Raw genomic sequence first — 22,285 nt, 5'->3', positions numbered from 1 at the left:
TATCCGTTTCAATCTTTTACTTTTAAAAGAAAAAGTAAAAGGATTTCCACTACTATCAGGGCTAGGGCATCCCGTTTTTTTAGAAATTTTATTTTATAGCTAAGTTTCTAAAATCGATCAATAGCTTCCTGTACTTTCTCTTCTTTTACACAAAGTGCAAATCGAATATAACCTTCTCCATTGCTTCCAAAAATGGTTCCCGGTGTTATAAAAATGTGTTTCTCGTATAATATTTTATCGATAAAATCCTCCGCAGATGCTATTCCTGCAGGCAATTTGGCCCAAACAAATAGTCCAACGCCTTCTTTGTACACTTCACAACCTAGTTTTTCGGCCAATTGTTCAGTAAGTACACGACGTTTTTTATAAACAGCGTTCATCGAGTCAAACCAAGACTGATCACTTTTCAAAGCTTCAACAGCACCCTTTTGGATTCCGTAGAACATCCCACTGTCCATGTTGCTTTTTACTTTAAGAACCGAATCAATCAGCGTTGCACTTCCCAAAACCATTCCTACTCTCCAGCCTGCCATATTGAACGTTTTACTCAAAGAATTCAGTTCCAGTGCCACATCTTTTGCTCCTTCTACCTGCAACAAACTCATCGGTTTATCATTCAAAACAAAACTATACGGATTGTCATTAACTAATAATATATGATGCTTTTTGGCGAAAGCTACCAGTTTTTCAAACAATTCCAAACTTCCTCTCGCACCTGTAGGCATGTGTGGATAACCAATCCACATAATTTTCACTTTGGTTAAATCTAGTTTTTCCAAAGCGTCAAAATCAGGTTCCCAATTATTCACTTCTTTCAAATCGTAATAAACAGGCACAGCTCCAACTAGATTCGTTACTGAACTGTATGTCGGATATCCTGGATTCGGAATTAAAACGTGATCTCCTTCATTCAAGAAAGCCATAGAAATATGCATAATACCCTCTTTAGAACCAATCAATGGCAAAATTTCCACATTAGGATCCAAGGTTACGCCATAATTATTTTTATAAAAATCAGCCATTCCTTTTCTAAGTTCAGGCAATCCTTGATAACTTTGATATTGGTGTGCATTCTCATCTTGCATTGCCAAAATTACGGCATCCATAACTGCTTTTGATGGCTTTAGATCCGGGCTTCCAATTCCCATATTGATAATTGGTTTTCCCTCTGAGGCTAATTGTCTCACTTCTCTCAATTTAGATGAGAAATAGTATTCTTCAATTATATCGAGACGTTTTGCTGTTGTAATCATGCTATTTTATATTTCTCTTTTCAGAGTTTATTTTATCTTTAAAAACTTTTGACTTGTAACTTTTGACTAATTATGGTTTGGTATTTTTATATTCTCCCAATACTTTAAAATATTCAGCCATTATCGTTAACAGTGCTTTTGATTTGGCAAAATCTTCATATTTATCAAAAGTAACATCAACAAAAAAAGAATATTTCCAAGGTGTTTCAATTTTTGGCAACGATTGTATTTTGGTTAAATTCAATTTACAATCACTCATTACATTCAAGACTGCTGCAAGGCTTCCTCTTTTATGATCCAATTCAAATTTAATCGAAGCTCTGCTGATTTCATTTTCGTCTGCAAATTCTTTTTCCTTTTTAATAATGACAAAACGAGTCATATTATTGTTTATCGTTTGAATTTCTGGTGCCAGAATTTCCAAATCATACATTTCAGAAGCTGTTTTGCTTGCAATTGCTGCAATTCCTGTTAACTGTTTTTCGTGAATCCTTCTAGCGGTTTCGGCAGTATCCTTGTCTTCAACTAATTTTATGTTTGGGTATTTTTTCAAGAATTCCATACATTGCAATAAAGCCATCGGGTGAGAATGCACTTCTTGAATATCTTCTATTTTTTGTCCTTTCAGCGCCATTAAATTTTGATGAATATCCAAATAATGTTCACCTATAATATGCAGATTGTTTTTGTCAATTAATGCATAATTTGGAATAATAGGCCCAGCAATAGAATTCTCTATAGCCATTACTGCCTGATCTGATTTTCCCGTCAGTAAACTAGCTACCAATTCCTCAAAAGACAGACATTCGTCCACTTCGATGTTTTGATAAAAATAGTCTTGGGCCACTTGATGGTGGAAAGATCCTTTAATTCCTTGTATTGCAATTTTCGTTCTCATTGGGTCAAAAAAAAATCCTGATTTTCATCAGGATTGTATATTAGTTTTATTTGTTTTTTGTTCTTCAAATAACCATAGCACAATCCCTTACTTCCTAAAGAAGAAATAAAAAGAGTTGCTAAAATAAAAACGGTTATTAGACATGATGTGCTTTGTTGTTCAATTATTTATTGCAAATGTATGACATATTTCGAGTCAGCCAAAATAAAAATAATCTTTTATGTAACAAAAAAAGATTCGTTTGTTAAAAGGGATTTTAATTCATTATTTCATAAAAATAAAGCTCTTTGAGACGTTAAAATTATTGAATTCAAAACAGAAATTAAACACCAAATGGCTATTTGGATAAAAAACAGTGTTTATTTTAATCCATTGCTTTTGAAAGTTGATGAAAAAACGGCTCGTTTCTGGGTTAAACTAAACATCTTGCTAGCCGAGTGAGGGATAGAAGCTAGCTACCAAAGTAGCGGATAGCCCGACCCAAGTGATTTTTTTATGTTATTTAGGTAATACTTTGACTGATCCATTTCTTGCCTTCGGAGATTCTGGTGACTACCATTGCACAGACCAAATCACCATTGGCATTCAGTAAAGTCGCGATTGGATCGACCAAAGTTCCAATAATCATTGCGGCCGGCAAGGCTTGTTCCATCGGCAAACCATAAACGGTTATGGCAAGAATTTCTCCTATATATCCACCATTTGGAATACCACCTTCGACCACGGATACTATTATGGTGATGCCAATTGCTGTTAATAAAGTGTAAGGATCCGTAAAATCCTTGCCGAATAAGGCAAAAATGACGGCGATTTTGACAATCGATGACATACTCGAACCGTCTTTGTGTAAGGGTGCTCCAAGTGGAATTACGAGATTCCGAATGTGACTCGGAATGTTCATTTGCTCTGCGGCTTCGAGATTAGCTGGGATAGTTGCAATACTACTGCACGTTCCCACCGCCGTCAATGCAGGTGTAATGTTGTTTTTCCAAAATATTTTAAGGCCTAGTTTTCCGCCTGCAAAAAAAGCATATAAGCTGAAAAATATGATGAAATAAAAAGTACAAACGGCATAATACAAAGCTAGTGGTTTGGCATAAGCTCCAAACAATTGTGGTCCGAAGATACCGACTTGATATGCAAAATAAGCTCCAAGACCAATTGGAGCCGTTTTCATAATAAGATGCAGTAATTGTTTCATCACTTCGTTTCCAGAATTAAGAAATCTTGCAAAATCTTTTCCTTTTTCGCCAGCGCGCAAAGTTGAAAAACCAATTAGAAAAGAAAATAATATGAGCGCCAGCATATTTTTTCGAGACAATATCTCATAGAAATCATTGACTGTTACCAATTGTGTGATTTGAGAACCAGTGCTGCTTTCTTGAATGTTTTCTAATGCAACTTTTGAAAGTACTATGCCTTGATGAATTGGGAAAATCAAAACACCGATAATCATTATAATAGCCGAAATAATTACAGTTGTTAGAAACACTCCTAAAACTATCCCGAAAAGCTTTCCGAGTTTTTCAGATTTCTGCAAATTGGCAATTGAGGAAGCAATGGTAAAAAACACTAGCGGTATGATTGCCGTAAAAAGTAAATTCAGAAATATATCTCCTAATGGTTTTATGACTTCTACCCCATTCCCGAAAACCAAACCTAATATGCTACCAACGATTATTCCGCCAAGTAGCAACAAAATACTACTATAATTTTTCAAGAAACTGCCTGATTGATTATTTTCCATATTGATTTAGTTTGATTGTAAATATATAAATCTTAATGATAAAGCCATCATTCTTACTAACGTTTGTTAAAGTTCAATACTTTGACAAAAGCTAAAGGTTCATTGTTGGACAAAAACAATAAATAAAAGTTTTTTCTGTTTACTTTTGCAACAAATAAAGTTTTATGTCAATAGAAGTAAAAAACATTTCGAAAAGTTATGGTGCCCAAAAAGCATTGGACAACATTTCTTTTTCTGTTAAAAAAGGAGAGATTGTTGGTTTTTTAGGACCGAATGGTGCCGGAAAATCGACCTTGATGAAAATTTTAACGACATATCTTCACGCCGACTCTGGTGTTGCGCTAGTCAATGACTTTGATGTAAACACCCAGGAAAAATCGGTACAGCTTTCTATTGGGTATTTGCCAGAACACAATCCATTGTATTTGGATTTGTACGTGAGAGAATATCTAGCTTTTAATGCCGACGTTTATAAAGTAGATAAATCAAGAATCGAAGAAGTAATTCAGTTGACAGGTTTGCAAACTGAAAGTCATAAAAAAATAGGACAATTATCAAAAGGATACCGCCAACGTGTGGGATTGGCCAATGCATTATTGCACAATCCCGATGTTTTGATTCTGGACGAACCTACAACTGGATTGGATCCAAATCAATTGGTCGAAATCAGGAATGTGATTAAAAACGTAGGGAAAGACAAAACGGTTTTTCTTTCGACACACATTATGCAGGAAGTGGAAGCGATTTGCGACCGAGTAATTATTATTGACAAAGGACAAATTGTTGCCGATAAAAAATTGGACAATTTAATTTCTGCCGATAAAGAACAGGTAATCGAAGTCGAATTTGATTTGAAAGTGGAAGAAGGCCTAATTCCTCAAATTCCACATTTAAAATCGTTTAAAAACATCAACGGTTGCTCTTGGGAATTGACTTTTGTTTCTGATAAGGATATGCGCCCAACTGTTTTTGATTTCGCATACGATAATGGGTTGAAAACTTTACAACTCAACCAAAAGAACAAGAATTTGGAAGCTGTCTTTAGAGAAATTACGAAGTAAGTTGAAAGATTGCAGATAAAAGAAAGCTCGTTTAAAATGGATTTAAACGAGCTTTCTTTTTTATTTTACCAATGACTTTAAATAGATTGTAAATAGTAATGATAATACGATTGCAGAAAGGCGAACCATATTTTTCACAAGTGCACTATTAAAATTTAATGAAGGTAAATTGGATTTTGTTTTTAGAAAAAAGACAACAAGTTTTTTATACTCTAATAAAATCAAAAACAAAACACCAATCGTTAATACAACAGATTGCAATAATGCACCAGCATTCATTTGATAGAAAATATTAATTAAAGTCAAATTGGCCAGTAGCGAAAACAAAATTATAGCACCTATTAATAATGTTCTTCGAAACAATAATAGATAACCACCGACTATTTGGATAAGTGCTATTATAATTCCAAAAGCCGGTGAGTGTCCAAAATAAAACCAAGTTAACCATTCCCCAGACTGTTGATTCATAGGTAAACTTGCGATTTCTGTTGGCACAATAAATTGAAGTCCATAAAACTTTTTCCATCCAAAACTGGCAATATTAAACGCAATACAATATCTAATACCACTATACAAAAAACCATATACTTTTACAGAATTCATTTTCTGCTTGTGTTCTAAATAATGCCATAGAAAAGGAAATAGAAGAGCACTTAATAAAGTAATCCCAACTAAAGAAAAAACTACTATTGGTGGAAACCAAGAAATATTACCGCCGTTACCAAGCATTAATAGCAAAGCGGAAAACACAAGTCCCAGTATTAAAGTTGTACTGTTTTTTTTGGCTATTGAAGTTGAAACTTTTAGATTTGACTGTTCTAACATAACTTTTTTATTTGAATTAATAGACCTCAAAATTGGCTATTAATCAAATATCAAGCGTTCCGATGTACCCGTTCGAACGTAATTAAATTTCCTTCTTTTCTAAAATCCTATTTGATTTTACAAAATCTGTTGGAGACACTCCTGTATACTTTTTGAAAGTCGTATTAAAAGTAGTTTTGGAATTAAATCCAGATTCATAAGCAATTCCTAGAATGTTTAATCGATTGTATTTCTCAGACAACAATAATCTTTTTGCTTCTTCAATTCGGTATTTATTGACAAAATTATAAAAGTTATCTCCATATAATTCGTTAATCACAAACGAGGCTTCATTACAAGTTGCCTCCATACTTTTGGCTAATTTTGGTAAACTTAAATCATTCTCCAAATACACTTTTTCAGAATTCATAAGTATATGTAATTTTTTATCTAACTCATTCAATCGATTCTCTGAAACTCTTTTTGGGTTCTCTCTTTTATACTCTTTAATAGTCGACAACTCATCTAAATCATTTTTATTAAAATCAAAAATTTCTTTTTGCTGTAAAGAAAAATAAGCTAGAAAAAACACAGATAAAAGATATAATAAAGGGGTAAACCGAGTTATGTTTTCCAAGTTAAAAAAGACAAGATTGAGCCAAGCAATTATAATTATTACTAAAATCAATAAAAAATATTTTAGCCAGGAAAGATCAATTTGCTCCGTTGATGATGAAAATTGACGTATGTATTTTATGTGTGTTTGCAATTTACTAAAAGACAAATACCAATAAACTATAGTTTGGAGAGGCAATGCAATCTGTAGCACAAAAAAAACTATTCTGCCTACAGGATAACTGAATTCAATGTTTTTTCCAGTAATAAAAAATGGAAATCTGAAAATAAAAAAAATTAAAAAGGGCAAAAAATGCCATAAAATTTTCTTGTCAAATTTTTTAAGCAGTGAAGTAAAATATAAAATACTGATATAAAGAGCAGGAGCAGTTAAGAATCGCATCAATCCAATTAAATCAAACAAAACAGGGTGATTTGACTGAAAATTTTCTGAAACTAAAAATATTTCCAACATCGCTAATCCAAGAGTTACAACAAATAATCCCAACCAGCGATTTGCAATACTGTTGATTTTTTGCGGATGCATAATAAGCAGAAAGCCTAATAAAAAGGCTGCCCCAGAAGTAATACCCATTATGATTGGAAAATTCATCATATCAAAAAAATATAATTTTTAAGGTACTGCTAAAAAGAAACAACTTACTTCACAAAATAGTTATTATCTTCAAACCAATCCGTTAATCTTTGTGGCCAAGTCTTTAAAGAATTAGACTTCGCTCTTTTTCCCATGTTAAAAGCATGTCCTCCTTTGGAATACAAATGCATCTCTATAGGAACATTCGCTTGACGGTATTTATTTAGCAAATCAACTATCGGTGCGGAACAACACATATCATCATTAGCAGCCAATAGAAATACTGGTGGCACATCCGACTTAATTTCTTTTGGGATAAACAAAGGACCAGGGTAGATTAGTATTTGAAAGTTGGGTTGTGCATCTTGTTTATCGATTACGTCAGAACTATTTTCTAAAATATTTTTAGCATTATAAGCGACCAAAGCCACAACTTCTCCCCCAGCAGAAAACCCCATTGCACCTATTCGGGTGGGATCTATTTTGAATTCAACCGCCTTGCTTCTTATTAATCTCATAGCTCTTTCGACATCCTGCTTCACATGTGTTTCTAATTTATATGGCGATCCAGCTTCTCTTGCCAAACGGTATTTTAGGATAAAAGCTGTTACTCCAATACTTGTAAAATATTCCGCAGCATCTCTGCCCTCTGAGTTGAAAACCAAATTTTCATGCCCCCCTCCAGGACAAATAAGTACAGCCATACCATTTGGCTTTTCCGGGAAATAAGCCGTTATCGATGGGTTATGAATATTTCTTACCCACCAATCTTTGGCCTGTTCAGGTTCGTCTTTACGATTTTCAAAACCAGGGGCGCCATTTTCCCAAAGAGAAATTTTCAAGCCCTTTTCCTGTGAAAACCCTTTATTACAAATAGTTAAAAAAAACAAACAGACATACAGTTTCACCCTTGTTTTCATTCAAGACACATTTAAAAATACTAGTTTCTAAATATACTACAAAAACATTTATAATCTACTGTGTCACAACTGTTGAAATAATTTCCTTCATTACTTCTATCACTATTTTAATATCATTTTCATTCGTTCTCCAATTGACAAACGAAGCTCGAATTCCTTTGCGGTTTTGATACACTGTTGGCGTCATAAACACTTTGCCTGTATCGTTGAGATGAGTCAGAAATAAATTTACTTTTTCCTGATTTTGTTCTCCCACCAAAGTAAAACAAACATTATTGAGACGAGTTGGCGCCAATAATTCGAAGCTTTCATCATTAGTTATAAAAGAATCCAACTGCAATGCCATCTCAACACTATTTTCTACAATGTCTTGAAATCCCTGTTTCCCATACGCCAATAACGAAAACCAAACTGGCAAAGCTTTTAAACGTCTAGAATTTTCAGGCAAGAAATTCAGGTAACTGAAATTCTCCAATGGATCTCCCAAATATGGGGCATTAGAATTTTGAAACGTTTCCACTTGTAGATTTTTATGTTGTTCCTTTACCAAGTAAAAAGCACTTTCGTAAGGAACATTCAGCCATTTATGGCAATCTATGGTGATACTATCAGCGTTTTCCCAACCGTTTATCAGGTGTTTGTATTTTGGAGAACAAGCTGTGAAACCTCCGAAAGCAGCATCGATATGCCACCAAAAATTATATTTTTCTTTAAGTTTTGTAATTGCATTAAAATCATCAAAATCGGCTGAGTTGACAGTTCCCGCACTCGATATTAAAATAAAAGGCTGACCATTTAGATCTTTAATATTTTGCTCCAAATCAGTTATATCAATAGCTTCACGATTTCCTTCAACTGTTTTTACTTTGGTGAAATTCTTACTTCCAATTCCTAACATCGCTAAACATTTTACTGAAGAGGAATGTGGTGTTGCCGCAAGAATATTTAGGGGTGAGGTAATTCCGTTTTTTGCAAAATCTAGACCCAATTGTTTTCCGAACCATTGTCGAGCTACCGCCAAACTTGTAAAATTTGACATTGTAGCGCCTGTTACAAATCCACCCAAAAATGATTTTGGTAAGTCCAATAATTGCAATAATAGATTAATGGTTTCTATTTCTATCAAAGCCGAAACTCCTCCTTGCGCTTTTGTAGCCTGTGCATTTGGATCATAAATAGTCGTTAACCAATCACCAACTATAGAAGCCGGTGTTGCCCCTCCCGTAACAAAACCCCAATATCTGGGCCCAGCCTGTGAAACCATCAAAGGAGCCAAACGTTGATTAAACTCTTCCAAGGCAGACATTGCTCCTAAACCAGAATCGTTTAGATTCCTATCGGTCGTAATTGTATTTTGGGTTGAAGTGGGAATATCATCAATAACATTAAGAAAATTAATTCCTTGTTGTTTTACTTTTTCGAGAATGTTTTCAATGTCTTTTAAATCTTGTTGGAGGATTGGATTCATATACTTTTATTTAAAGATTAAAAAAAATACCCGATTAGTTAAAAACAACCAATCGAGTATTTCAAATTGAAATTAATAATAATTCTTTATTTAAAAAACCTGGCTTGCTATTTGTCTGATATTTTCTGATTTTCCCATAGAATAATAATGCAACACAGGAACTCCCGCTGCTTTCAATTCTATTGATTGCTGGATAGCCCACTCGATACCCACTTGACGTATTTCGGCGTTGTTCTTGCATTTATCAACTGCGCTTATTAAATCTTCCGGTAAATCGATACGGAAAATTTGAGGCAAAATTTGTAAATGTTTTTGAACTGCAATTGGTTTGATTCCCGGAATAATTGGAACAGTAATTCCCATTTCCCTTGCTTTGGCTACAAACTCAAAATATTTGGCGTTCTCAAAAAACATTTGAGTTACCACATAATCAGCACCTGCATCCACTTTCTCTTTCAGTCTTTTCAAGTCCGACAGCAAAGAAGGAGATTCCAAATGCTTCTCCGGATAACCAGCTACTCCAATGCAAAAATCGGCTTTGTTATCTGCGTCCATAACATCGTGCAAATACTTTCCGCAATTCAATTGATTGATTTGTGAAACCAAATCTACCGCAAAATTATTCCCACCCGCTTTTGGCACAAAAGACTGTTCGTCTTTCATCGCATCACCGCGAAGTGCCATCACGTTATTGATTCCAAGATAATGACAATCAACCAACATATACTCTGTTTCTTCTTTGGTAAAACCTCCACAAAGCAAGTGCGGTACGGTATCCACATTGTATTTGTGTTTTATAGAAGCACAAATCCCCAACGTTCCCGGACGCATTCTGGTCAATTTTTTGTCCAATAATCCGTTGCCCTTATCAATATAAATATACTCCTCACGTGAAGTCGTTACATCTATAAAAGGCGGTTTGAACTCCATCAACGGATCAATATTATCGTATAGCTCCTGAATGCTTTTGCCTTTTTGTGGCGGAATAATTTCGAAAGAGAATAACGTTTCTCCTTTGGCATTTTCTATATGTTCTGTTACTTTCATTTTATTTGTTTCAAGTTTCAAGTTTAAGGTTTAAAGTTCTCTCGAGTAACTTGAAACTTTAAACTTGAAACAAATTTTTTAATCTGCTATATTCGGATTCAACCATTTCTTGGCAACATCTGTTGAAACACTTCTTCTTTTGGCGTAATCAATCACTTGGTCTTCTTTTATTTTTCCAAGACCAAAATACTTACTTTCAGGGTTTCCAAAATAATATCCCGAAACCGATGAAGCCGGCCACATCGCCATACTTTCGGTTAAGGTTACTCCTATTTCCTTCTCTACATTCAGCAATTTCCAGATCGTTGGTTTTTCCAAGTGATCGGGACAAGCAGGATAACCCGGTGCCGGACGAATTCCTTTATAATCTTCTTCGATAAGTGCTTCTTTGCTCAAAACCTCATCGGCTGCATAACCCCAGATTTCTTTACGAACTTTTTCGTGTAAATATTCAGCGAATGCTTCTGCAAAACGGTCAGCCAAAGCTTTAACCATAATCGAATTGTAATCGTCCAAATCCTTTTCGAATTCAGCCGCCCATTCATCTACGCCAAAACCGGTGGTAACACAAAATGCTCCCATATAATCCACTTTTCCACTCTCTTTTGGAGCGATAAAATCGGCTAATGCGATGTTTGGTGCTCCTTTTGTTTTTTGTGACTGCTGACGCAAAGTCAAGAATGTCTGCAATGATTTTCCGTTTTCGTCAGTCAACTCGATATCATCATCATTGATTTGGTTCGCAGGGAAAATTCCGTAGATTCCTTTGGCTTGTAATTTTTTCTCTTTCAAAATTACTTCCAACATTGCTTGAGCATCCGCAAAAACAGAAGTCGCTTGCTCTCCCACAACTTCATCCGTCAAAATCGCTGGATATTTTCCAAACAATTCCCAAGTTCTAAAAAACGGAGTCCAGTCAATGTACGGAACCAATACATCCAAATCTATTTCGACAATTTGCTCCCCTATAACTTTTGGTTTTACAGGTTCAAAATGCCTCCAATCCAATTGCAATTTATTCTTACGGGCTTGCTCAATCGTCAAGAAATTCTTGTCTCGAGAACGATTCAAAAATGTTTCTCTAAACGCATCATAATCGGCTCGAATATCGCTAGCGTAAATTTTTCTGTTGTGATCCAATAAGTTTCCTGCTACTGTAACGGCTCTTGACGCATCGTTTACGTGAATCACTGTTTCTCTATATTGTGGGGCAATTTTCACGGCAGTATGCGCGCGCGAAGTAGTTGCACCACCAATCATTACAGGAATTTTCAGCCCTCTTTTATCTAATTCTTTTGCGAGATACACCATTTCGTCCAAAGACGGCGTGATCAATCCGCTCAATCCAATAATATCAACGTTGTGTTCAATAGCCGCTGCAATAATTTTTTCGGGAGGCACCATAACTCCAAGATCTACAATCTCATAATTATTACAGGCCAATACCACCGAAACAATATTTTTACCAATATCGTGTACATCTCCTTTTACGGTTGCCATCAGGATTTTTCCGTTCCCCGATTTATCGCCTACTTGTTTAGCAGCTTCGATAAAAGGCAATAAATAAGCCACGGCTTTTTTCATTACACGAGCCGATTTTACCACTTGCGGCAAAAACATTTTACCAGAACCAAACAAATCTCCAACAACATTCATTCCCGTCATCAAGTTGATTTCGATAACTTCGATAGGTTTTGTGGCAGCCAATCTCGCTTCCTCAACATCAATTTCTATAAATTCATCCACTCCTTTTACCAAGGAATGCGTAATTCTTTCCTGAACCGTTCCCGAACGCCATTCTTGAACCGCTTTCTCGTTGCTCTTTACATCGCCTTTTACATTTTCTGCAAAATCCAATAAACGTTCAGTGGCATCGTCGCGTCTGTCGAGAATTACATCCTCAACGTGCTCCAATAAATCTTTTGGAATTTCATCATAAATCGAAAGCATCTCCGGGTTTACAATTCCCATTGTCATTCCGTTTTTAATGGCGTGATACAAGAAAACCGAGTGCATCGCCTCTCTCACGGTATCATTTCCTCTAAACGAAAACGAAACGTTACTCACTCCACCACTAATGTGTGCGTGCGGTAGATTTTCTCGAACCCATTTGGTTCCCCTAAAGAAATCCAAAGCATTCAAGCGGTGTTCCTCCATACCTGTTGCTACGGGGAATATATTCAAATCGAAGATGATATCCTGTGGAGGAAAATCTACTTTATTTACCAAAATATCATACGAACGCTGGCAAATTTCAACTCTACGATCGTAATTATCAGCTTGTCCAACCTCATCAAAAGCCATTACGATAACCGCAGCTCCATAACGTTTGATTAGTTTGGCGTGATGAATAAAGGCGCTTTCTCCTTCTTTCAACGAAATCGAGTTTACCACACATTTTCCCTGCACCACTTTCAAACCAGCCTCAATGATTTCCCATTTCGAACTGTCAATCATAATGGGCACACGAGAAATATCCGGCTCGGCAGCAATCAAATTCAGGAATTTGGTCATTGCATAAACGCCGTCAAGCATTCCCTCATCCATATTGATATCGATGATTTGCGCCCCTCCTTCTACCTGCTGTCTCGCAATATCGAGTGCTTCCTCATATTTTTCCTCCTTGATCAATCGAAGGAACTTTCTCGAACCTGTTACATTGGTTCTTTCCCCAACATTCACAAATACGCTGTCCGGCGTAATGATCAAAGGCTCTAATCCCGATAATACAAGGTTTCTTCTATTTTTATTGTGTCCCATTTTTTTATTTTGAGTTACTAAGTTTCTAAGCAGCTTAGATTCTTAGTTTTTATTATTTTGTCTACGGTTTAAAAAACTGTAGGTATATTTTATTTTAATTTCAACTTTATTTGGGCGTGACCACAAGGGTCGGGCTATTCGTTCCCGCTTTTTTTCTTGATGAAAAATCAAGAAAAAAGAGCTCCACTGCTATCCCTCACGCGGGCATTGTGCAATTCAACACTATTTTTCATTCAACTGATAAATTTCATTGCTACAAAATTTATTGTTCCTACGAAACTCATCCACTTTTCCACCCAGCTTGTCATTCCGACGGAGGAGGAATCCCATCAAGTAATTCTCGCAATGTGATTCCTCCTCCGTCGGAATGACAAACTAGACTTAATTCTCTTTGCGGGCACGGATTACAAATCCGCGCTATCGGACGGAATGAATTTACAACCACTCTACACTATCACAAACGTTTTATAAACCACCTGTCTTTTTAAAAGCCTGAATAAATTTCAAGTACTTATTTAATGCTGATTTTATGTTAGAAATATCCTTTTGTGTTTTATAAACATCTCTATCTTCTGAGGTATTTTGCAGATTTACTGTTACTTTGTCAATTATCTCTTTTGTTAATTGTTCATTAATAATATTGTATCGTAATGAAATAAATCTCAACCAAGAAATATAATTGTTTTTAGAATTTTTAGCTTTCGGTCCATTTACAATCATAAATTTTAAAAAACTTTCTTCATATATTATTTCATTCATAATTCCCTTATTTACAAAACATTAATCCCACTAGATAAATCTATCCCCATTAGATTGAATTTCTAATCTATCGATATCCTTATTAATTACATCACCGCAGTCGAAACTCTCGGCTTATAATCCTTTGCGATATCAGCAATCAATTTAATATGATTTGGAGTTGTTCCGCAACAACCGCCTATGATGTTTATTAAATTATCGTCTAAATAACTTTTAATCTGTGCTTGCATTTCTTCCGGTGTCTCATCGTATTCGCCAAAGGCGTTTGGCAATCCTGCATTTGGATGCGCCGAAATGTTGAAAGAAGTGTTATGTGACAAAGTCTGCAAATAAGGTTTCAACAAATCGGCACCAAGGGCACAATTGAATCCCACGCTCAACAATGGAATATGCGAAACTGAAACCAAAAACGCTTCTACCGTTTGTCCAGAAAGTGTTCTTCCCGAAGCATCGGTTATCGTTCCTGAAACCATAATAGGAATATCAAGATTTCGTTCTTCTTTTACTTGTTCGATTGCAAAAAGTGCCGCTTTGGCATTTAGCGTATCAAAAATAGTTTCCACCAAAAGTAAATCGCAACCACCATCCATTAAGGCTTCCACTTGTTGTTTGTAAGCAATACGCAAATCATCAAAAGTTACGGCTCTGTATCCTGGATCGTTTACATCTGGCGACATACTCGCCGTACGGTTTGTCGGGCCAATTGAACCGGCAACAAAACGAGGTTGGTTTGGATTTTTGGCAGTGAATTCATCGGCTACTTCACGGGCAAGTTTTGCCGATTCGTAATTCAATTCATAAACGTATTCTTCCAGGTAATAATCCGCCATTCCGATGGTGGTTCCTGAGAAGGTATTGGTTTCCACAATATCGGCTCCTGCTTCAAAATAAGCTGCGTGTACAGCTTTGATAGCCTGTGGTTGCGTTAAGGACAATAAATCATTGTTCCCTTTCAGCGGATGTGGAAAATCTTTGAATCGTTCGCCACGAAAATCTTCTTCAGAGAAATTATAACGTTGCAGCATTGTCCCCATTGCTCCATCGAGCACGAGTATTCTCTTTTTTATTTCTTCTTGAATTCTTGACATAACTTATTTTAAACCGCTAAGACGCTAGGACGCAAAGCTTTTGATTACTATTTTTCCAAAAATTCCTAATTCTGGCTCTTTAGCCCCGATTGCAGTGAAAATCCTTTTTGTTTTTTCTTTAAAAACAAAAAGATTGCAACGGAAAGCGGGAACGTTGACTGCAAAAAATGCGCCAATTATTCGCTCTAGATACTGAAATGAATTCAGTATGCTAAAATTATCAAAATGTTGTCAGGAAAAGGTTTGAAAAATACAGGGATGTATTCTTGTGTTATCTATCCGCGCAATGCGTGGTAGAATGTAGCACCTTCTTTAAAAAAGTAAAGGGTTGCTAAGGTTTCATCGGGTCTTTTCCCTCCGCCTTTCGTGATAACTTTCAATAAAAATAGGAACAGTGCAAAGAAACGACATAACGCCAACAATTGCAAGTTTTTTTTTTAGATTCTAAGGTTCTGAGCTACTAAGCCTCTAAGTCAAAATTTTCATTCATAATCATTATAAAAAAAACTCAAAACTATATTGCAAGTTTGAGCTTTTTTTGAAAATCTTAGCTTCTCAGCTTCTTAGTAACTCAGAATCTTAAAAAAACAGTTTAGTGCTTTATTTTTTGCTTAGTACCTCTTAAATTAACGATTTCAATTCGTCCCATCTTAGTGTTTATTCTGTAAACCAGATAATTATTTTTATCTATAATTGCTTTATGCAAAAGAGGATGCGTTTCGGATTTTGGGAATAATTCAGGGTAAAGAATTATTAAATTCGTAACCTGTTCTATTTTTTCTTCTAGCTGCAAAATATCTTTTATAGACCAAAATTTCTCCAAATAAATAAGCACGCTTTCTAAACCCTTTTCTGCTTGCGGAGTCCATTTAATCTTTAATGCCATTTCTTGAATTTATCCATAACTGTTGAATGGCTTAACAATTCATTATTGTCAGCTTGAGAAATTCCAATTTCAATTTCTTCTTTTTCTTCTGCTGACATTTCGCTGTACCAATCCTTTTTGCTTGCCTTTACCAACAGTTCCAATTTCTCCAAAAGACTTTCATCTACATTGGATAATTCTTGAATAAAATTATATTTTCTAGTTGCTAAATTCATAATGCACCGTTTTTTACTTATAACAAAGATATAAATAAAAAAGCTCAAACTATATTACAAGTTCGAGCTTTAGTATTTTAAAATCTTAGCTTCTCAGCTTTTTAGTAACTCAACAACTTAAACAATTGCTTTCACTACCGCTTTTGGAGCTTCTTTCCGAGTACCGTCGAATCCGTCAACTCCGGAAACGGTGGTGTATTTCATAACATATTTTTTACCTGGATTGATAATTTGGTAAGCCGCTTGACACATTAAAGTAGCCTCGTGGAATCCGCAAAGAATCAATTTCAATTTGCCTGGATATGTGTTTACGTCACCAATGGCGAAAATTCCAGGAATATTTGTTTGGTAATCCAAAGCGTTGTTTACTTTGATTGCATTTTTTTCGATTTCCAATCCCCAGTGTGCAATAGGGCCTAATTTTGGTGTTAAACCAAAAAGAGGAATAAAGAAATCAGTTGGGATGTTTTGATGTGCTCCATCAATATCTACATCAACAGACTCTAAATGTTCTGCTCCGTTCAAACCAATAACTTCTCCTGGAGTGATCATTTTGATTTTTCCAGCATTTTTTAATTCTTGGACTTTTTCAACAGAATCAAGAGCTCCTCTAAATTCGTTTCTGCGGTGAATTAAAGTAACCTCTGAAGCAACGTTTGCCAAGAAAATACTCCAGTCCAAAGCTGAATCTCCTCCTCCGGAAATAACAACTCTTTTGTCTCTGAATTTTTCTGGATTCTTGATAAAGTATTTCACTCCTTTATCTTCGTAAAATTCGATATCTTCAATAAGTGGTTTTCTTGGTTCAAAACTTCCCAATCCTCCAGCAATGGCTACAACAGACGCGTGGAATTTTTTTCCTTTATTTGAAGTAACAATAAAACTGCCATCTTCTTGTTTTTCGATAGTTTCTGCACGCTCACCAAGAGTAAATCCAGGTTCGAACTGCTTGATTTGTTCCATTAAATTATCCACTAAATCTCCCGCCAATACTTCAGGAAATCCTGGAATATCGTAGATAGGTTTCTTTGGATACAACTCTGATAATTGTCCTCCCGGTTGTGGTAAGGCATCCAGAATATGACATTTTAATTTTAATAATCCTGCTTCGAAAACGGCGAATAGACCTGTTGGCCCGGCTCCTATTATGAGTATGTCTGTTTTAACCATTATATTTAAATTTAACTTCTTTATATTATTTTTATTTTGTGCGCAAATAAACGAATGCTTTCAATTTCTGAATATGATAATTATCAGAGAATTTTATCCGTTATTTCTATATTCATTATTTTTTCAGTCCTTCTGTAATTTCGTTCATCTTTTGAACTTTTTCTTCGAAATTGCCTTTCAAAGTCTTTCGATATTCATTCAGGTTTTGAACCATTTTATTGATGTCTTCCGGAATTACTTCTTCAAAAAACTCGCGTAATCTTTTGGCTGTTGTTGGCGATTTTCCGTTGGTCGAAATGGCAATTTTCACGTTTCCTTTGGTCACGATTCCACCCAAATAATAATCACATAAATCGGGCGTATCAGCAATATTGCAAATGAGATATCTTTTTCGAGACAAATCATATACTCGTTTGTTTACTTTCAAGTCATCAGTACAGGCAATGACCATATTGCGTTTCTTGAGCATTTTTTTCTTGAACTTCGCTTGTGTCAATTTTACCGAAGGATGCTTTTCGACTAATGCTTCCAATTCGGGCAGAAACTTTGTCGCCACCACCTCAACATTGGCGTTGGGACTGGATTTCAACATAAACGACAACTTTTCTAAACCCACATTTCCACCACCAACAATAAGCACATTGATGTTGTGTAGTTTTAAAAAAATAGGATATAATTCGTTTCTTTCCATTATAACTTTATTTCAGCAGCTACAAACTCTTCGTAGAATCCTTTTAACTGATTGCTTTCTTTGACCACTTCTCCAATTACAATAATTGCAGGCGAACTTAATTTATTTTCGGCAACCACTTCTTGAATAGTATCAATTGTTCCAACGCCTATTTTTTCATTTGGTGTTGTTCCGTTTTGAATAATCGCAACGGGAGTTCCTCCTTTGGATTCTTTTTGAAATAAACTAACAATTTGTGATAGTTTACTCATTCCCATCAAAATCACAACAGTCGCTGATGATTTTGCTGCAAGAGCGATATCACTAGACAAATTTCTGTTGGAAGTGGTTCCTGTGATTACCCAAAAACTTTCGGAAGTTCCTCTTTTGGTCAATGAAATTCCCTGATAAGCGGGAACTGCAATCGCAGATGAAATTCCGGGTACTACAAATGTAGGGATTCCAAAACTTTCTGCGTAATCTATTTCTTCACTTCCTCTTCCGAAGATAAATGGATCTCCTCCTTTTAACCGAACCACGTGCCCGTAAGTAAGCGCATTATCGACAATCAATTGGTTGATTTGATCTTGCGAATATTCGTGACATCCGATTCTTTTCCCCACAAATATTTTTATGGCATTTTGAGGAGCATACTTCATTATTTCCTCATTGGCCAAGGCATCATACAAAACCACATTCGCTTCAGCAAGTGCTTTTACGCCTTTAAGCGTAAGCAAGTCTGGGTCGCCAGGTCCTGCGCCTACTAAAGTTACTTTGGGTTGTATCGTTTTATGCATTAGCTAAATCTTTTGTTCTGTATGCTTCTATTTTTCCGAAGAAAGCTATAGCATCTTGTATATATTTTTGTGCAAACGCTTCTGATGGTTCGTTAGCTCTGATTTGATAAACCAAATCTTTGAAATCTGATCCCAATTCTATTTTTTTGCTTTCGATGAAAACAGTATCAAACAAATCAATAATTCCAGCGTGGTGGTTTGTTTTTTCGTTTTCAGCCAATAATAATGCTTTGGCTCCATTTACAAATCCAGCGTAAGCCAAATAAATTGCGTCAGACCATTTTTTATCATCAAAAGCTTCTTGAGCAAACGTTAATTTATCTTTGGCTTCAAATAATAATGTAGCTACTAAATCAATTACAACACCGGCACATTCTCCAACTCCAACTGCTTTTACGTAGTTATCAGCATTACCCCAATCTACGAAATCAGCTTCGGTTAAATTCGTTACATCTGCCAATGGTTTCAAGAACTCATAGAAATATTTCTCTCCTTTGGCATCATAATAATCCACGAAAGGCTGTCCGTTTCCATTGGCTTCAAAATCATTTAAGATTAATCGCAAAGCATCTGGTCCTCTTCTGCTAGGTATTTTGATTACTTTATCCGAAAAACGTCCTACTCCATTTCCAATATTCTTTCCTCCCAACAATACCTGAAGGGCTGGAGCTACCAGTTTTCCTGCATTGATAGACATTCCTTGGAAACCTATTTCGGACATATTGTGCTGTCCACAAGCATTCATACACCCGCTAATTTTTATGGAAATATCAACATTGCTATTAAATTGCGGATATTCTGATGCTATAACTCTTTCCAATTCTTCGGCAATACCAGTACTGCTCGCAATTCCTAAATTACAGGTATCAGTTCCGGGACAAGCCGTGATATCAGCAACGGTATTGTATCCTAAAGTAACAAAATCCAATTTGGCTAATTCTTTATAGAAAAACGGTAGATTTTCTTCTTTGATGTTACGGATAAGAATGTTTTGTCTTAATGAAAAACGCAATTCATTGGCACCATAATTTTTAACCAAATCCGCTAATAATCTTGCTTTGTCGATATAGAAATCTCCCAAAAGAATTTTAATTCCAATAGCAACATATCCAGCTTGTTTTTGTGCAATCACGTTCGATTTTTTCCAAGCTTCGTAAGCTTCAACATTATCAATCGTTACTGAAGGTACTTCCAATAAAGGTTCCGTAATTACTCCTTCAAAATCAGTAGTGTCTATTTCGTATGTATGGAAAGCCAAAGCTTTTTTCTCTTCGTCAACCAAACGCATAAATTCATCACGCCCCAAATCTTTGATTAAGAATTTCAAACGTGCTTTCAAACGTTTTGCTCTTTCTCCGTGACGGTCAAAAACCCTAATTACACCTTCAGCAGTTGGGATAATTTGATTAACCGGCACAAATTCTGAAAGCAATTCAGCGTGGCTTGGTTGTGAACCTAAACCTCCACCTAACATTATTTTGAAACCTTTTTCACCATTTACAATTTTTGGAATAAATCCTAAATCGTGCAAATAACTCAAAGCGGTATCTTTATCAGAAGATGAGAATGATATTTTGAACTTACGCCCCATTTCTTGACAGATTGGGTTACGCAATAGATATTGAAACAAAGCGTGTGCATAAGGCGATACATCAAAAGGCTCATCTACATCAATTCCGGCAGTTTCGCTAGCCGTAATATTTCTTACCGTGTTTCCACAAGCTTCTCTCAAAGTAATATCATCTTTGGCCAAGTCTGCCCAAAGTTCTGGCGTTCTATCCAAGCTCACATAGTGAATTTGAATATCCTGACGCGTTGTGATGTGCAAACGACCTGTAGAATATTTTTCCGACACATCGGTGATTCTTCTCAGTTGTTCGCTAGACACTTTTCCGTAAGGTAATTTAATACGTATCATTTGAACGCCTTCTTGACGTTGACCGTAAATACCACGTGCTAAACGAAGACTACGAAAACGCTCATCATCAATTTGTCCACTGCGGAAAGAAAAAATCTTTTTCTCTAAATCGATAATCTCTTTTTGGACAATTGGGTCCTCTATTTCTGTTCTAAAACTTTGCATATCTTTTTTAGCTTTGAGCCTTGGGCTATGAGCTTTGGGCTGTTATCTGTATTTTAAACTTGTATCTTTTGAGATTTACTCTAAATAATTAATTATTCAAAAGCTCTAGGCTCAAAGCCCATAGCTGAAAGCTTTCAACTATTTAATAAATCCAACTCCTGCTGTTGTATTGGTTGCGGCATCAATTAAGATGAAAGCTCCATTTGATTTGTTATCATTGTAAGCATCAAAATAAATGGCTTTGCTCAATTTAATTGTTACTTCTCCAATTTCATTAATAGCCAATTGACTTGCTGGAGTTGTTCCAGAATAATCAGTTGCGATTACATTTTTCACACTGTCAATTTTGGCCAAAACTCTATTTGTGTTATGTTGTACAAAATATTTTGCACCTGCCACCAATTTTTTACTGTCCATCCAACAAACTGTCGTTGTGATATCTTTTTCAATTTTAGGAAGCTCACTTGATTTTACAATCATATCTCCTCTCGTAACATTGATGTCATTTTCTAATTCGATAGTAATTGAAGAACCAGCCGTAGCTTCATCAAACTGTTGGTCAAAAAAGTGAATATTAGTCACTTTTGATTCTGTTAATGAAGGAAGTACCGTAACGGCATCTCCTACTTTAATTTTGTTTCCGTATAATTTTCCAGCATATCCTCTAAAGTCGTGATACTCTTCAGTTTTTGGACGAATTACTGTTTGAACTGGGAAACGAGCTTGTCCATTATCGTAAATATCTTTTGGCTCTAAAGCTTCCAAATGCTGCAGAATAGTCTGTCCAGTATACCAAGGCATTTTTCCTAATGTTTCCACCACATTGTCTCCTGTCAAAGCACTTAATGGAATGTAGCTTACGTTTTGTTCTTTGTAAGCGCTTTTTGCATTTAATGCTTGAAAATCGGCTTTGATTTTGTTGTATACTTCTTCCGAATAATCAACCAAATCCATTTTGTTTACTGCAACAATCACGTCTTTCACTCTCAACAAATTATTGATAAAAAAGTGACGGTAGGTTTGCTCAATCACACCTTTACGAGCATCAATCAAAATGATAGATACTTGTGAAGTCGAAGCTCCAGTAACCATGTTACGAGTATATTCTACGTGACCGGGAGTATCGGCAATGATGTAACTTTTTTTCGCTGTAGAAAAATAAATATGCGCTACGTCTATAGTGATTCCTTGTTCTCTCTCTGCAACCAAACCATCAGTAGCCAAAGAAAAATCTAAATAATCGTATCCTTTTTGCTTACTGCTTTTTTCAATTGCTTCTAATTTATCGGTAGTTAAAGATTGTGTATCATATAATAACCTTCCGATTAAAGTACTCTTTCCGTCATCTACACTTCCTGCTGTTGCTATTTTTAAAACTTCCATTCTTATTTTTTTGTTTAAAGTTTAAGGTTTAAAGTTTTCCTGAACACCTCTTTACAAACTTCTAAA

The 22,285-nt window shown here is 35.6% G+C and carries 19 protein-coding genes and 1 riboswitch; of the genes, 1 reads left to right on the top strand and 18 read right to left on the bottom strand.

Annotated features, from left to right (window positions below; all coding sequences use genetic code 11):
* Positions 1-107: 107 nt before the first annotated feature.
* The 3 genes from AC1DY0_RS11960 to AC1DY0_RS11950 form a co-directional block, all read right to left on the bottom strand.
* Complete coding sequence (locus AC1DY0_RS11960; RefSeq protein WP_477188828.1) at positions 108-1,253, bottom strand: pyridoxal phosphate-dependent aminotransferase; 1,146 nt, start codon at positions 1,251-1,253, stop codon at positions 108-110.
* 70 nt (positions 1,254-1,323) lie between these two features.
* Positions 1,324-2,151 carry a prephenate dehydratase gene (locus AC1DY0_RS11955; protein WP_477188827.1) on the bottom strand — a complete coding sequence of 276 codons (828 nt, stop codon included), beginning with the start codon at positions 2,149-2,151 and terminating at the stop codon, positions 1,324-1,326.
* Between the two features lie 502 nt (positions 2,152-2,653).
* A complete protein-coding gene (locus tag AC1DY0_RS11950) occupies positions 2,654-3,898 on the bottom strand; it encodes a dicarboxylate/amino acid:cation symporter (RefSeq protein WP_477188826.1) in 1,245 nt (414 codons plus the stop codon).
* A gap of 164 nt (positions 3,899-4,062) precedes the next feature.
* Here AC1DY0_RS11950 and gldA point away from each other — a divergent pair, with 164 nt between their 5' ends.
* Positions 4,063-4,959 (top strand): gliding motility-associated ABC transporter ATP-binding subunit GldA, encoded by an 897-nt coding sequence (gene gldA / locus AC1DY0_RS11945; RefSeq protein ID WP_477188825.1) that lies wholly within the window; start codon positions 4,063-4,065, stop codon positions 4,957-4,959.
* Positions 4,960-5,019: 60 nt separating this feature from the next.
* On the opposite strand, the gene AC1DY0_RS11940 is transcribed toward gldA, so the two are convergent.
* The 15 genes from AC1DY0_RS11940 to AC1DY0_RS11870 all read right to left on the bottom strand — a co-directional run bounded on the left by AC1DY0_RS11940 (position 5,020) and on the right by AC1DY0_RS11870 (position 22,219).
* Positions 5,020-5,784: a hypothetical protein gene (locus AC1DY0_RS11940; RefSeq protein ID WP_477188824.1), complete on the bottom strand. Its 765-nt coding sequence runs from the start codon at positions 5,782-5,784 to the stop codon at positions 5,020-5,022.
* Positions 5,785-5,866: 82 nt separating this feature from the next.
* On the bottom strand, positions 5,867-6,994 hold the full coding sequence (locus tag AC1DY0_RS11935) for a helix-turn-helix domain-containing protein (protein ID WP_477188823.1): 1,128 nt from the start codon (positions 6,992-6,994) through the stop codon (positions 5,867-5,869).
* A gap of 44 nt (positions 6,995-7,038) precedes the next feature.
* The gene (locus AC1DY0_RS11930) at positions 7,039-7,893 is read right to left on the bottom strand and encodes an alpha/beta hydrolase (RefSeq protein ID WP_477188822.1); all 855 of its coding nucleotides are present in this window, start codon (positions 7,891-7,893) and stop codon (positions 7,039-7,041) included.
* A 55-nt stretch (positions 7,894-7,948) separates the two neighbouring features.
* Positions 7,949-9,361 carry a pyridoxal phosphate-dependent decarboxylase family protein gene (locus AC1DY0_RS11925; RefSeq protein WP_477188821.1) on the bottom strand — a complete coding sequence of 471 codons (1,413 nt, stop codon included), beginning with the start codon at positions 9,359-9,361 and terminating at the stop codon, positions 7,949-7,951.
* A gap of 90 nt (positions 9,362-9,451) precedes the next feature.
* A complete protein-coding gene (gene metF, locus AC1DY0_RS11920) occupies positions 9,452-10,408 on the bottom strand; it encodes a methylenetetrahydrofolate reductase [NAD(P)H] (protein WP_477188820.1) in 957 nt (318 codons plus the stop codon).
* A gap of 78 nt (positions 10,409-10,486) precedes the next feature.
* Entirely contained in the window at positions 10,487-13,201 is a 2,715-nt protein-coding gene (gene metH, locus AC1DY0_RS11915) for a methionine synthase (RefSeq protein ID WP_477188857.1), read from the bottom strand.
* Between the two features lie 432 nt (positions 13,202-13,633).
* A complete protein-coding gene (locus tag AC1DY0_RS11910) occupies positions 13,634-13,927 on the bottom strand; it encodes a hypothetical protein (RefSeq protein ID WP_477188819.1) in 294 nt (97 codons plus the stop codon).
* 86 nt (positions 13,928-14,013) lie between these two features.
* On the bottom strand, positions 14,014-15,015 hold the full coding sequence (locus AC1DY0_RS11905) for a homocysteine S-methyltransferase family protein (RefSeq protein ID WP_477188818.1): 1,002 nt from the start codon (positions 15,013-15,015) through the stop codon (positions 14,014-14,016).
* A gap of 268 nt (positions 15,016-15,283) precedes the next feature.
* A riboswitch (SAM riboswitch) is annotated at positions 15,284-15,391 on the bottom strand.
* 216 nt (positions 15,392-15,607) lie between these two features.
* On the bottom strand, positions 15,608-15,901 hold the full coding sequence (locus AC1DY0_RS11900) for a type II toxin-antitoxin system RelE/ParE family toxin (protein WP_477188817.1): 294 nt from the start codon (positions 15,899-15,901) through the stop codon (positions 15,608-15,610).
* Positions 15,892-16,116 carry a hypothetical protein gene (locus AC1DY0_RS11895; protein ID WP_477188816.1) on the bottom strand — a complete coding sequence of 75 codons (225 nt, stop codon included), beginning with the start codon at positions 16,114-16,116 and terminating at the stop codon, positions 15,892-15,894. The genes AC1DY0_RS11900 and AC1DY0_RS11895 overlap by 10 nt, the downstream gene beginning before the upstream one ends.
* Before the next feature lie 117 nt (positions 16,117-16,233).
* Entirely contained in the window at positions 16,234-17,286 is a 1,053-nt protein-coding gene (locus AC1DY0_RS11890) for an NAD(P)/FAD-dependent oxidoreductase (RefSeq protein WP_477188815.1), read from the bottom strand.
* Positions 17,287-17,401: 115 nt separating this feature from the next.
* Positions 17,402-17,977: a precorrin-2 dehydrogenase/sirohydrochlorin ferrochelatase family protein gene (locus AC1DY0_RS11885; protein WP_477188814.1), complete on the bottom strand. Its 576-nt coding sequence runs from the start codon at positions 17,975-17,977 to the stop codon at positions 17,402-17,404.
* Positions 17,977-18,753 (bottom strand): uroporphyrinogen-III C-methyltransferase, encoded by a 777-nt coding sequence (cobA, locus tag AC1DY0_RS11880; RefSeq protein ID WP_477188813.1) that lies wholly within the window; start codon positions 18,751-18,753, stop codon positions 17,977-17,979. The genes AC1DY0_RS11885 and cobA overlap by 1 nt, the downstream gene beginning before the upstream one ends.
* Positions 18,746-20,836, bottom strand: a complete 2,091-nt coding sequence (locus AC1DY0_RS11875; protein WP_477188812.1) for a nitrite reductase — start codon at positions 20,834-20,836, stop codon at positions 18,746-18,748. The genes cobA and AC1DY0_RS11875 overlap by 8 nt, the downstream gene beginning before the upstream one ends.
* 138 nt (positions 20,837-20,974) lie before the next feature.
* On the bottom strand, positions 20,975-22,219 hold the full coding sequence (locus AC1DY0_RS11870; protein WP_477188811.1) for a sulfate adenylyltransferase subunit 1: 1,245 nt from the start codon (positions 22,217-22,219) through the stop codon (positions 20,975-20,977).
* Positions 22,220-22,285: the final 66 nt, after the last annotated feature.

Source organism: Flavobacterium sp. P1_E4, assembly GCF_056405915.1.
The sequence above is the reverse complement of the archived record's forward strand: the minus strand, read 5'-3'. Positions and strand labels throughout refer to the sequence as shown.